Here is a 13,829-nt window from a genome sequence, read left to right as displayed (position 1 = left end):
CCGATGCCTACCCACACCACCCACGAACACTGCCGAACCTGCGGAAAACCATCAGCCCACACTGCGGAAAAACACTGCCAAACCCGCCGAACAAACATTGAAACAAAACAAGGTGTATGCGATGCTGTTCCCGGGCCGTGGCGTGGTCGAGAGCGTGTATGGGCAGCCGGACCGGGGCATGTGCATCGCGAACTCGGCCGCGTGGGCGTCACGTTGCGGCTGCTGCATGCGGAGTACGTGGATTCATGCCGGACGGGCAGGGTGCCGTTCACGGGGTATGACCGGTTCTGCAAGCTGTACGCGGATTACGTGCGGCGTCCGGGCGTGACCTCCCGTGTGGAGCGCAAGGCCGGGCGCACGGTCGAGGTCGATTGGGCCGGTGCGGCCGTGCCGATCCACGACCCGGCCGCCGGCGTGGAGTCGAAGGCGTGCCCGTTCGTCGGTTGCCTGTCGTCCGGCCGCTACTCGTTCGTGTGCGCGACCGGCGGCATGCGCGAGTCCTCGTGGCTCGACTGCCACGTGCGCATGTTCGGGTATTTCGGCGCGGTTCCGGCCCGGATCGTGTGCGACAACCTCAAGACCGGGGTCATCAGTCATCCCGGGGGACGGCGAGATCGTGTTGAACGACCATTACCGCAACCTCGCCGAGCACTACTCTGCGGCGGTGCCGCCGGGACGGGCGGGGAGGCCGAGGGACAAGGCCAGCGGCGAGAACCTCGTCCTGCATGCCGAACGCGCCGTTGTCGGCGCGATGCGCGACCGGGTGTTCGGCTCGCCCGGCGATCCGGACCGGGCGATCCGCGACTGGCTCGACGCGTACAACGCCGCCCCGTTCCAGAAACGCGAGGGCAGCAGGCTCGCCTGTTCTCGTTCGTGCCGCGCTGCCACGAGGAGTACGGGTCCGCATAGTAGGTCAGCATGCCGAGCGCCTCGTCCACGAGCAGGTGGCAGGAGGACTCGGTCCCGTTGTCCCAGCTCCGGTCGATGCGCGCGGGCACGGGGATCCGGCTGTAGATGTCGTATGTGTGTTCAATTGATAGCGTTCTGAACGACCCTTCAGACAACGAAGTCCAAAAACGTCACCACCCCCGACGCCGGGCCGAGCGCGAACAGCCGACGGGCGTCGACGTGACAGTCCCCGCCGGGGACCGCCGGGCCGACGGACGCGGCTTCATCACGCGGAGCGTCGACGGCACGCGCCGCGCTGTCAACATCGGCAGGCAGAACGCGGGCGGCTCGTGCGACTCGAGGTGATCCATGGCGTGATCAGGATCTTCGATCCCGCCACCGGCGAGCTTCTCGTGGACCAGAAGCTCAACATGTCGCGCGACTACCAGCGCCGCCGACCGTTGCCGGCCGTCAACAACGCCCCGAGACAATGCACCTCAAAAGAGCTCTTCTCTTGCTGTCTCAACGACTCAACCGTGAACAATCGCCCATGGAAACAGCAATAACACCTCAAATGCTACCTGCTCTTTCTTAATGCTTTTAAAGCGAGAACAGTCGGATAGTAGCCAAAACCAACCAACAGGGTCAAGACATTTTCTTTCAAAGGAGCCTTTTTCCTAAGGTAAAAAAAGAATGTAATTAATACTCCATTATTATATTGATGAAAATATTTAGCTTTATCAGATATATTAACCGATTTACAAATATGCACACAAGCCTGTACTTTAGCTTTAATTAGATCAAGCTTAAGAAACTCACGAAGAGATTGAAAATCATAAAGCAGATCAAAAACTTCCCGATGAACCTCAACAGAGTCCCGTATATCGCCAATTCTCATTGTATTTTGTAAACTGTTAGTCCTATCACTAAGATAGTAGTATTTGCAATCCGGACTAAAAATTATCTTCTTAGAATTCAGTAAGGCTTTATAGCAAGGCACAAAGTCCGAGCATGTCTTTTGCAAAGGAAAACTATTGGATTTAAATAGAGATTTTTTAAAGATTTTACCCCAGAGCGAGCCAAGAACGGAATCACATGTTAGCATTTCTTTAAACAAAACTTCTTTATCAACGGAAAAATCTTTACTAAATTTATCAAAATGTGATTCTATGTTTTTGTCGGAAGTAATTTTTACCCAATCACATAATACGACGTCAGCACAACGCTGAATAGCAACATTTGAAAGGTTCTCTATATAATTATCACTAAAAGAATCATCAGGATCAATAAAAATAATATATTCACCTAGCGCAACATCTATTCCAACATTTCGCGCAGCCGCAACACCACTGTTATTTTGATGGATCACTTTAAAAGCATTTCCATCACACATCGTATCCAAAAATTCACCAGATCCATCTATAGAGCCATCATCAATAAAAATATATTCGGTATCTTCTGCCTTCTGCATTCTAATTTGCTCAAACAAATGATGTAAATAATCTCTAACATTGAACACAGGGACAATTACTGAAACTTTCATTTTATTCCTTCTTTATAACTGATTGATATTTTCACAGACTTATAACAGCAAGATCCCTTTATTATAAGGGCACCAAGTCCTGCTGCACAATGCTAATGAATAGAGAGGCGATGTCCTTGTCAAGCACGTCACAGCCAACCTCATGAAGCAGCACGCATTCGGCGAATTATTCTGGTTCGCGGATGACTGCTCGGCACGACTGCTTGGCAATCGTGCCGGCACCGCTGCAGGCAAGCGGGAGCTGGCACAATAGCGAGCATCGGACCAACTTATTTCTGGTACTCCACGCCTGCATCCAGCCACCCCATCGGCGTCTGATCGACGCCGAGCTGGGCGTTGGCAACGGCCTTGGGCGATGTGGTTATGTCAAAGTCATAAGTGACTGACTGACCGGAGGGAATGTAGGCGACACTCGTGAGGAGGCTCTTCCCGTTGAGCTTGGCCTTCTGGGCATTATCGGTCACCTTGCCAGTGCCGGAAGCCTTGAGGTTGGAGATGGAACCGCCTGCTGGACCATAGAAGAGCATTTTCTCCACGGCGGTGCCGGCGCCGGCAATATCTGTATTGCCTCCCACCAGATACCACGAATACCTGCTGAGGTCACTTTCTGGAATGGTATTGGTCATGGTGAAACTGACGTGATAGTTCTGAGACCCATCTGCGTTGGTGCCAGTGCGGGTAACGACGGTCTTGCGCTTGATGTACCAGTCAAGCTTGGAAGGATTCTGCTCGTTGAGGTAAATACCCACCTCCGGGTGCTCTTCACTGGAGGGGGAACTCTTGGCGAAGCCGGCATCCTGGAAATTCTTGGCCTCGTCCTCGTGGAACGTGTACATGTACAAGTGCCGCTGCTGCGCCAAAGACCCCAGTGACTGCACCATCTTCATCATGGTGCTCACCTTCATACTCTTGAACATGTTGTTCATGGCCGCTTTGGCCACGTACTCGAAGTAGTAATCCTGTTTGGAGATCGGCACCGTCTTGTAAATGGTATTGAGCAGGTATTCGGCGGTGTTGTCGCCGGTGAGGGTCACACCGTTGTCCAGCTGGATGTTGCCGCTGATCTTCACCATCTCCTGAATGAAGACGGGATCAATCATCATCACACCGTCAACGGTACCATTCGAATAGGCTGAATAATTCCAGATCTTGCGAATGCGTTCGGCAACCTTGTTGAAATCCGGATTCGCGCCAGTATCGCGGATATCAAAGCTGAAGGCCAAAGGGCCATCGAACACGCTCTGTTCATCAGCCGCACCACCATAATACAAGCTGATGAACTTCGTATTCGGGTGGAAGTCGCCCACCTCGATCTTGCCGCCGTTCGCGGTCATGGTGCCCAGCGACCCCACCAAACCGCCACCCGAACGTGCCTCGGACGTGGTCTGAGCGACCACCACGTATGTACGCGCTCCGTTCACCCCCAGAAACTGCGGCAATATCTGCAAGGTGTTGTTCACATCCTGAATCGTCTGCGCGATCTGCGTGAACTGCCCAACGCTCTGGTCGTAGGCGCTCTTCACCTGCGGCACAGTGGGCTGCGGCAGCGCTTCCAACTGCGCCAACTGCTGCTGGAGCAGCGTATTCGTCTCGTTGAAACCGGCCTGCGCGTCCACAATGGGCTGCAGATTCACCTGACCGTCCCCGTTGCTCAGAGGCGTACCAAGCAGCGTCTTCATCACGTTGGACAGTTTGGGCAGCGTATCCGTCACCACGGCATCCACCACGTCGGTCATGCCCTGCACGGTCTGGATGTCCGTGCCGTACTTGGGAGCCTTGGCGGCATACTGCCACAGGTCGCCGTGCGCAATCTCCTTGGCGGCGGCGGTATGAGCCTTCACCTGAGGAATCAACTGATCCAAGGAGCCCGCGGACTGCAGATCCTTCATGTTCTGCACGTCCTTGAGCAACGCCACGGCCTGCATCTCATGATCCTTCACCTGCATGGCCTGCTGGTAGAACCGGTAGCCCACCCAGCCGGCGGCACCGGCCGCGCACAGGATCAGGAACAGCAGCACCAGCAACGTGTTGCGAATCGGATGATGCTTCCGAAGCAACGGGGAATTGGCGGGAATGCGTGCATGGGAGCCGTATCCACGGTGGGATCCAGAGCTAACCCCTCGAACCGAATGTGCAGCCATACGTTCCTCTCCGGCCTTGCGTTCCTACGTCCAACTTATCCATTGTCCGCGCAGGAGCGGACCGGTAGGGGGAATCCACGGGATTCTCCACAATTCCGCCCGGAACCGCAACGCTCATTCGGGGTTCACCCCACCTGCATGGTGGCGAGGAGGGCCTTGTGATCGGAGCCCGGGACGGTGACGGTTTCCAGATCTCCCATCGTCACGCCACGATCGTGAACGATATGGTCGATCTCGATTACGGACGGAACGGTTACGCCGTGGACCTCCATGCTGGACGGGTACGTGAAATGGTAGCCGCGGCCCGCCTGCTCGGAGGCATCCACGAACCGGTCGCCCAGCAGCTCACGGAAACGGGGATGATCCCACGTGGAGTTGAAATCACCCATGACCACGTAGGTCCAGTCATACTCCTTGAGACTGCCGATGGTACCCAGCCCGGCACCCCACAGGTCCTGCTTGCCGCGCGTAGGCGAGTTCGGATGGGCGGACACAAACCGCACCTGCTTGCCGCCCATGGTGACCGTACCGGCGGGCATGGCAGAGGTGTCGATGGCGAGCAGATTGGAATCCGGCCGAGACATGGCCGCCTTGGTGTACAGCACGTTCACGCCACCGTTGTCGTTCGCGCCCGATTCGCCCACCACACGATGCGGCAGCAATTTGGATATGCCAGCATCCTTGAGCCGTTGCAGCAGATCGTCGTTCACCTCCTGCAACGCCAGCACCTCAACATGCTCGCGCTGCACCAATGCGACGATCGATTCAGCGTCCGCCTTGCCCTCGCGCGTGTTCAGCGTCATGATGCGCGCATATGCGTCTTCCGGGGCTATGGATTCTGCGGCGACGGCAGACCTGGCCGCATCGGACAGCTGCGCCGTCGGAACGAAATAGCCCATATGCCACGTGAGCTGCAACGCCACGCATGCCACCGAGACGGCGGTCAGCAACCAGCGCCGCCACCAGAACGCAAGAACAGCGATCGCGGCGGAAACAAGCCCCGCCACAGGCAGGAACGCGATGAGCTCCGGCAGCGCCTGCCCGTCCATGTCCAGCCCGGGAATGACGCGAATCGACATGAGCGCAGCCAGCGCAGCCGTCACGACCCACAACCAGAACGACAGGAAACCGTGCTTGCCACCGCGCAGGAACCAATTGCGGCGGCGGGGCTTGGCGGCAGTATGGTCGGGGACGGCGGGTGACGGCATGGGGTATTCGCTCGATTCGGCCGGGACCGGAGGCATAGGCACTGCCGCCGGCCGGGACTGTGGGTAGGCAGGCTGCGGCGGGTACGCGGGCTGCGGGGAGGACTGTACCGGAATGGGACGCGTGGGCATGGGGTCCGGCGATGCAGCGACCGGCATGGCCTGTGTGGCTTCTTCATCGGGCGGGACCGCAATGGGCGGCAGCGACTGGGTCTGCGCGAAGTCGTGCACCACCGGCACGGTGGGCTGGTCCGGCAGCACGCGTTCCGTGGGCATCGGCCGCGTCTGCCACACGCCATTGAGCTCGTCGTCGATCGGGGACATGGCACGGGTCTCGGCGATGCCGTCCTGCTCGGCGGACACGCCAGTCTGCGGAGCTTGCTGGGCGGACCGGCGTTCCTCCTGCTCCCGTTCGGCGCGCTTGCGCTGGAAATCGAACTGAAACTCGGTCATTACGCTCCTTGCCGACTCATTCCCCGTGTGAGCGCCAAGCATAGCGCATGCCAGCACATTGCTGCGCGGCCGAGCATGCTTCTTCGCACCATATTTTCGATTCGTGTGGCGGTAATCCTCGCCTTCGGCGAGTACGCCCCTTGCCATTGCGCCGAATACCAAGCCTGCTTATCCCGCAACGACCACAAAACCACCACACGAATCGAAAATATGGAACGGGCCGGATCCCCTTATTGCAGGAATCCGGCCCGTTAGCTCAAGCATTGGCCTTACTTGATGATGCGGTTGTCCGCAACGTCCTTGAGATGCTTGCCGTAGGGGCTCTTGCCATACTTCGCTGCCGCCTCGAGGAGCATGTCCTTGCTGATCCAAGCGTTCTCGTACGCAATTTCCTCCGCCACGGCGATGGGCAGGCCCTGCGCGCGCTGCACGGTGCGCACGAACTCACCGGCCTCATACAGGGAGTCCATGGTGCCGGTGTCCAGCCAGGCATAGCCACGACCGAGCGTCTGCACGTGCAGGGAACCGTCTTCGAGATACATGCGGTTGAGATCCGTGATCTCCAGTTCGCCGCGAGCGGAGGGCTTGACTTGCTTGGCGAACTCCACCACGCGCTTGTCGTAGAAGTACAGGCCTGTCACCGCATAGTTGGATGCCGGATGCTCCGGCTTTTCCACAATGCTCACAGCACACTTCTGGTCATCGAACTCCACCACGCCATAGCGCTCCGGGTCGTCCACATAGTAGCCGAACACCGTGGCGCCCACACCATTCTCCGCCTTGCTGACGGCATCCTTGAGCTGCTTGCCCAAGCCATTGCCGTAGAAGATGTTGTCGCCCAGCACGAGGGCGCACGGTTCGCCGCCGATGAACTCCTCGCCAAGAATGAATGCCTGAGCCAGGCCGTCCGGGGAGGGCTGCACTTTGTAGCTGAAGCTCACGCCGTACTGCGAGCCGTCGCCGAGCAGCTTCTCGAAGTTCGGCAGGTCCTTCGGCGTGGAGATGATGAGGATGTCACGGATGCCCGCCATCATAAGCACGCTCAGCGGGTAGTAGATCATGGGCTTGTCGTACACGGGAAGCAGCTGCTTCGAGGTGACGGTGGTCAGCGGATAGAGACGGGTGCCGGAGCCGCCAGCAAGAATGATGCCTTTCATGGTGTTTTCCTTCAGTCCTTGAAATATCTGCCTATGTTTGCCCGGTTTACTTGCCGAGTTCCCCGTCCACGTATGCCGCGAGGGATTCCTCCCAATCGGCGGGCGTGTAGCCGGCGGCTTCGATCTTGCCGAGGTTCAGCGCGGAATGCACCGGGCGCGGGGAGACCGGAGCCTTGGCGTTGGCAAAGTACTGCTCGGTGGAGATGGGCTCCACCTTGCCGCCGTTGCCGTTCGTGCGTTCAAACACGGCGGCGGCGATTTCTGCCCACGACTTGACCGCGCCGGAACCGGTCAGGTTGTAGGTGCCGTAGGGGGCGACGGAGTCGAGCAGGTGGAAGATGGCTTCGGCCATGTCCCGCGTGAAGGTGAGGCGACCGAACTGGTCGTTCACCACGGTGACGTGGTCGAGCTTGTCGGCCGGGTCAGCCACGCGGTTGGACAGGGCCATCATGGTCTTGACGAAGTTATGGCCTTCTCCGATCACCCAGCTGGAGCGCAGGATGTAGTGCTTCGGCGCGTTGGCAACGGCGATGTCGCCCGCGGCCTTGGTCTGGCCGTAGACGCCCAGCGGCGCGAAGGCTTCGTCCTCGGTGTGTTCCTCGGCGGTGCCGTCGAACACGTAGTCGGAACTGATGTGCACGAGCGTGAGGTTGTGCTCCTTTGCCGTCTTGGCGAGCAGCGCCGGCCCCTGCGCATTGGCCTTCCACGCGATCGGGCGGCCCTCCGCGGTTTCGGCCTTGTCCACGGCGGTGAAGGCGCCCGCGTTGATGATGGTGCCGTACAGCGACCAGTCGTACCTGGCGTAGGCGGCGGGGTCGGAGAAGTCGAACTCGTCGATGTCCGTGTATTCGAAGCCCTGCAGGTTGTGCGCCTCGGCATATTCGCGGATGGCATGGCCAAGCTGCCCGTTGCAGCCGGTCACCAGCGTGCGGCGCGGGGCCATCGGCTTGGCGTCCTTGAGCATGGGGTGGTGCAGATCCGCCTCGGAACGTTCGGACTGCTCCAGCGGGATGGGCCACTGGATGTTGAGTTCGGGGTCGGCGAGGTTCACGAAGGTGTAGGTCTTCTTCTGCTCAAGCGACCAGTGCGCATTCACCAGATACGTGTAGACCGTGCCGTCTTCAAGGGCCTGGAAGCTGTTGCCCACGCCGCGCGGCACGTAGATGGCCTTGGACGGGTCCAGACGGGTGGTGAACACCTGCCCGAACGTTTCTCCCGGGCGAAGATCGACCCACGCGCCGAAGATCGAGCCGGCCGCAATGGAGATGTACTTGTCCCACGGTTCGGCGTGGATGCCGCGAGTCACGCCCTTGACGGCGTTGAAGCTGATGTTGTTCTGCACCGGCCCGAAGTCCGGCAGGCCCAGCGCGGTCATCTTGGCGCGCTGCCAGTTCTCCTTGAACCAGCCGCGGTTGTCCCCGTGCACCGGCAGGTCGAACACCAGCAGGCCGGGGATGTTCGTTTCCGTGACCTTGAGTTCCTTTTCAAAATCCATGTTGCTACCTTCCGCTGTTTTCTGCGATCACTGGCCCTGCGCCTTGTAGCGGGCTTCGGTGGCGGCCTTGGCGGGCTCCCACCATGCGCGGTTCTCGGTGTACCAGGCGATGGTCTTCTCGAGTCCCTTCTGGAAATCCGTGTGGGTGGGCCTCCAGCCGAGTTCGGTCTGCAGCTTGGTGGAGTCGATGGCGTAGCGGCGGTCGTGGCCGGGACGGTCCTTGACCCATTCGAAGTCGTCGGGGTCCTTGCCCATCACGGTGAGGATGTCGCGCAGCACGGTCAGGTTGTTGCGTTCGCCGTTCGCGCCGATCAGGTACGTCTCGCCGATGCGCCCCTTGGTCAGGATGCTCCACACGGCGGAGGAATGGTCCTCGGTGTGAATCCAGTCGCGCACGTTGAGGCCGTTGCCGTACAGCTTGGGCTTGAGTCCGTCGAGGATGTTGGTGATCTGGCGCGGGATGAACTTCTCCACGTGCTGGTACGGGCCGTAGTTGTTGGAGCAGTTGGAGATGGTCATGCGCACGCCGAAGGTGCGGTGCCAGGCGCGCACGAGCAGGTCGGAGCTGGCCTTGGTGGAGCTGTACGGGGAGGACGGGTGATAGGGGGTCTCCTCGGTGAACTTGTGCGGGTCGTCCAGGGCGAGGTCGCCGTAGACCTCGTCGGTGGAGACGTGATGGTAGCGCACGTCGTACTTGCGGGCCGCCTCGAGCAGGCGGAAGGTGCCCTCCACGTTCGTCTTGAGGAACGGTTCGGGGTTGGCGATCGAATTGTCGTTGTGGGATTCGGCCGCGTAGTGCACGATCGCGTCGTGCCCCGGCACCAGCTTGTCCAGCAGCTCGGCGTCGCAGATGTTGCCGTGCACGAACTCAACGCGGTCACCGAGGATCGGGCGGATGTTCTCCAGATTGCCCGCGTAGGTGAGCGCGTCCAGCACGGTAACGTGCACGTCCGGATGGTTGTTGTAGACGTAGTGGACGAAGTTCGAGCCGATGAACCCGCAGCCGCCGGTCACGATGATGTTATGGGGAGTGAATACTTCTTCTGCCATGGCTCGTATTCTACGGCGTCGGGTGCCCACCATGCACCCCTGCCGGGAAGACGAACAATGCGGGAAGATGAACAAATTGTGAAGACGGGACGGGAGAGGGGATTGCGCTTGACGGGGAAGCTCTGCAGCGTAGAGTGGTGAGTACGCAGGATTCAACAAGTGAGTTGTCTGGGGAAACCTGCGCCAAACACTATTCGCAACGAAGAGAAGCAAGAATAAGGGGGATTCCACCCATGAAGCAGACATCGTTCAGCAAACGCGCGGCGGCAATCGTGGCCGCGGCCGCTACCGTGTTCACCGTCGGCATCGGCGCGCAGGCCGCGAACGCCGCCGGCTCCGATGACACCGCCGGACTCAAGCCCGTAGCGCTCAACGCCGCCAACTTCCCGGACGAGAATCTGCGCAAGGCCGTGGCCAAGACCGACTACAACAGCAACAACGTGCTGGATGTCAACGAGGCAAAGTATGGCGTCAGCGTCAGCGTCTATGACGCACCCGTCAAGAGCGCCAAGGGTCTGGAACTGCTGCCCACGCTGCGATACCTCACGCTGAACAGCACAGGCCTGACCAGTCTCGACGTGGCCAAGAACACCAAGCTGGAATCGCTGAACGTGGGCGACAACAAGCTCACCACGCTGAACGTGACCAAGAACCCGGAACTGACCAGCCTCATCGTGGACGGCAACGCGCTGACCGGCATCGACCTGTCCAAGAACACCAAACTGGAACGTTTCTCCGCCTACAAGAACAAGCTCGCCGCACTGGACGTGACCAAGAACGTCAAACTCACCAACCTGTATGTGACGGACAACAAGATCACCACACTCAACGTGGCCAACGCCACCGCGCTGACCGATCTGAGCGTCTCCAAGAACGCCCTGACCTCTCTGGACGTGACCAAGAACGTCAAGCTCACCAACCTTGACGCGACCAGCAACAAGCTCAGCACGCTGGACGTCTCCCACGCGGACGGGCTGAAGTACCTGTACGTCAGCAACAACGTCCTCACCTCGCTGGATGCGGCCAACAGCCCGAAACTCGAATACCTGAGCCTGAGCAACAACCCGCTTGTTGCGCTGAACCTGCCCAAGAGCCTCCAGAACGCCACGAACAAGGTGCACACCAACAGCAATCTCACGCTGAAGCTCCCCTACACCGGCGCTAGCGTGGACCTTGCCAAGGTGGCGCCCGGCTTCGATGGCGCTAAGGCTCAGGGGCTTTCCGGCGCCAAGCTCAACGGCACCACGCTGACCGGCCTGGTCAACGGCTCCGTGGTCTACTACCAGTACGATCTGGGCGGCGACAAGAAGCTGCCCGTGCAGATCACCTTCAGCACCGCCACCAAGACGCCGACCGCCGGCGACTACGTGCCGACCAAGTGGATCTACTTCACCGAGAACCCGACCCTGAGCCTGGACAAGGACGGCAAGCCGGTGGCCGGCAACATCAAGGTCGAGCTGTTCACCGACGGCACGGGTTCCAAGGCCCTGACCGCCGCCGACTACGAAGTGACGATCACTGCCGATAAGTACGGCTACACGCTGACGGTGATCTACAAGGCCGACAAGTCCCTGACCGCCACCCGCTACTTCGAAAAGAAGGACGTCAAGCCGGGCAACAACGGACAGCAGCCCGAGCAGCCGGCCCCGACCACCCCGCAGAATCCGACCACCCCGGAGCAGCCCGCGCCTACTGAGCCGCAGACCCCCGCGGAACAGCCCGCGCCGACCACCCCGCAGACCCCGGCCGAGCAGCCCACCGTCAACAAGACGGACACCAACAAGACGGATACCGTCAAGAAGGACGACAAGGCCAACAACACGACCGTGAAGGTGGAGACCACAAAGACCAAGAAGACGCTGGCCTCCACCGGCGCCAGCGTGGCAGTCTTCGTGGTGATCGCCCTCGCGCTCGTCGCCCTCGGTGCCGGTCTGATCGCCGCCCGCAAGCGTTCGACCCGCCGCTGAACCAGCCGACGGTCGAATAACGCGGCATAAATACCGAAGCAGGTTCTTCCCGATGCGGAAGAACCTGCTTCTTTGCTGCACGGCCGATGCAGAACAGCCCGATTCTCACATCGAATTTGTAAACTTTGAGGAGCTACCCCCCCCGCATTCGACCATGCCGATGAAGTAGCGATATACTCGGGCCTATACCTGTGAGAAGCAACGAAGGGACCCAGAAAGTGACCGGGGAGAGCAATACCGCTCAGCCAACGGCAGAGGCATTGGAAGACATGCCCACCGTTGCCATGCCGCAAAGCAAACCTCGCACGGCAGGCACACCTCCCGCACCGCCGTTCGTACCGCCGCCCACCTTCTTCGACGGTTCGTGGACGGACCCCAACAGCGACTCTCAGGACGCTCAGGGCAAAGCGCGCATTCGTTCCTACCGCCCCTCCGACCGGCCGCAGATCGTGCATTGGAGGTACGTGTTCAACGCGGCGCTGATCATGCTGGATGTCGCCATGATGCTGCTCGCATGCGTCATCAGCATGATCCTGCAGCCCGGCATAGGCAACACGATCGAAGGCGAGTTCGAACGTCACGGATCACTGATCGTGCCCCTCATCTTCGCCGGCGTGTGGGTTGCCTCCCTGTGGGTGGCCCAAAGCTACCGCATCCACACCATGGGCGAGGGCTACGCCCTGTATACGAAGATCCTCAATGCGGCGCTCATCTTCTTCGTGGCACTGTGCACCATCGGATACCTGTTCGGCGTGGACTTCCCACGCCTGTTCTCCGTACTCGCCACCATCTTCGGATGGCTGTTCACCATGGTGGAACGCTGGCTGATGCGACGACTGCTGCACAAGAACCGCATGAGGGGTGAGAACTCCTATCCCACCGTGATCATCGGCTCTCCGGCAGGCATTCGCCGAGCCATCAACAATCTCACCACCACCCCCGGCAACGCCATGGGGTACCGCCCCGTGGCCGTGTGCCCCATCACCTCCATCACGCTGGAGGCCGATCCGGACGCGCCGCAGCATCTGGCGCCGGTGCCGTTCGAGCCGTTGAACGAGGCGAAGGCGGCGCTCAAGGTGCTGCCGCTCAACTCGCGCATGCCGCAGATGGCCAAGAAGCTCGGCGCCAACGCGGTGCTGGTGACGGACGTGATGACCCGCGATTCCGAGACGCTGCGCACTCTCTCCCTGGCCGTGGAATCCATGGGCATCGAGCTGGCCATCGCCGCCTCCGTGGCGGACATCAGCGGCGGGCGCATGCAGCTGCGCAACAACAGCGCCATGCCCATCCTCACCGCATCGCTGCCGCAGTATTCGTGGCCCACCCGCTGCGTCAAGCGCATCATCGACGTCGTCTGCTCGTGCCTGGCGCTGATCGTGGCGGCGATCCCGCTGGCTATCGTGGCCGCGCTGGTCAAGATGGAGGACGGCGGTCCCGTGATCTACAAGCAGAACCGCATCGGACAGTACGGCGTGCCGTTCAAGGTGTACAAGATCCGTTCCATGCGCGTGGACGCGGACAAGATGGACGTGGCGCTGGCCCAGAAGGAGGGTAAGGAGCACGGCATCCTGTTCAAGTCGAAGGACGATCCGCGCATCACCAACATCGGCCGATTCATTCGCAAGACGTCCATCGACGAGCTGCCGCAGTTCGTGAACGTGCTCAAGGGGGACATGAGCATCGTGGGCCCGCGCCCGCAGCAGCAATACGAGGTGGACCAGTACGGCACCCTGTACTCGTCGCGTCTGCTCGTCAAACCGGGCATCACCGGTCCGTGGCAGATCTCCGGACGCTCCGACCTTTCGCAGGAGGAGGCCGAATATCTGGATGTCTCCTACGTGGAGAACTGGTCGGTGACCACGGACATCGCCATCATGCTCAAGACGGCCGGTGCGATCGTGCACGGGTCGGGCGCGTACTGACGGTTCGC

Annotated in this window: 9 protein-coding genes and 1 pseudogene; 3 read left to right on the top strand and 7 right to left on the bottom strand. The window is 60.0% G+C overall.

Annotation, left to right across the window (positions count from 1 at the left end; genetic code table 11):
* Positions 1 to 909 (top strand): IS21 family transposase (locus tag AC1AZA_RS09865; protein WP_476514488.1); only part of this gene is annotated, 909 nt, incomplete at its 5' end.
* Here AC1AZA_RS09865 and AC1AZA_RS09860 read toward each other — a convergent pair.
* The 7 genes and pseudogenes from AC1AZA_RS09860 to rfbB all read right to left on the bottom strand — a co-directional run.
* Positions 861 to 1,022 (bottom strand): annotated as a pseudogene (locus AC1AZA_RS09860) (IS30 family transposase); the annotation flags it as partial. The gene AC1AZA_RS09865 and the pseudogene AC1AZA_RS09860 sit on opposite strands and share 49 nt — an antisense overlap.
* A gap of 443 nt (positions 1,023 to 1,465) precedes the next feature.
* A complete protein-coding gene (locus AC1AZA_RS09855; RefSeq protein WP_476514486.1) occupies positions 1,466 to 2,431 on the bottom strand; it encodes a glycosyltransferase family 2 protein in 966 nt (321 codons plus the stop codon).
* Between the two features lie 269 nt (positions 2,432 to 2,700).
* On the bottom strand, positions 2,701 to 4,449 hold the full coding sequence (locus AC1AZA_RS09850; protein ID WP_476514487.1) for a DUF4012 domain-containing protein: 1,749 nt from the start codon (positions 4,447 to 4,449) through the stop codon (positions 2,701 to 2,703).
* Positions 4,450 to 4,697: 248 nt separating this feature from the next.
* On the bottom strand, positions 4,698 to 6,230 hold the full coding sequence (locus AC1AZA_RS09845; protein WP_476514485.1) for an endonuclease/exonuclease/phosphatase family protein: 1,533 nt from the start codon (positions 6,228 to 6,230) through the stop codon (positions 4,698 to 4,700).
* Between the two features lie 269 nt (positions 6,231 to 6,499).
* On the bottom strand, positions 6,500 to 7,387 hold the full coding sequence (gene rfbA, locus AC1AZA_RS09840; protein ID WP_476514484.1) for a glucose-1-phosphate thymidylyltransferase RfbA: 888 nt from the start codon (positions 7,385 to 7,387) through the stop codon (positions 6,500 to 6,502).
* 46 nt (positions 7,388 to 7,433) lie between these two features.
* Positions 7,434 to 8,882 carry a sugar nucleotide-binding protein gene (locus tag AC1AZA_RS09835; protein WP_476514483.1) on the bottom strand — a complete coding sequence of 483 codons (1,449 nt, stop codon included), beginning with the start codon at positions 8,880 to 8,882 and terminating at the stop codon, positions 7,434 to 7,436.
* Between the two features lie 27 nt (positions 8,883 to 8,909).
* A complete protein-coding gene (gene rfbB, locus AC1AZA_RS09830; protein ID WP_476514482.1) occupies positions 8,910 to 9,932 on the bottom strand; it encodes a dTDP-glucose 4,6-dehydratase in 1,023 nt (340 codons plus the stop codon).
* 233 nt (positions 9,933 to 10,165) lie between these two features.
* Here rfbB and AC1AZA_RS09825 point away from each other — a divergent pair, with 233 nt between their 5' ends.
* Positions 10,166 to 11,899 (top strand): leucine-rich repeat domain-containing protein, encoded by a 1,734-nt coding sequence (locus AC1AZA_RS09825; protein WP_476514481.1) that lies wholly within the window; start codon positions 10,166 to 10,168, stop codon positions 11,897 to 11,899.
* Positions 11,900 to 12,168: 269 nt separating this feature from the next.
* Positions 12,169 to 13,821, top strand: coding sequence for a sugar transferase (locus AC1AZA_RS09820; RefSeq protein WP_476514480.1), 1,653 nt, complete (start codon positions 12,169 to 12,171; stop codon positions 13,819 to 13,821).
* Positions 13,822 to 13,829 lie beyond the last annotated feature (8 nt).

Source organism: Bifidobacterium sp. LH_389, assembly GCF_056357235.1.
Note: the sequence above shows the minus strand (reverse complement) of the source record. Positions and strands in the feature narration are given on the sequence as shown.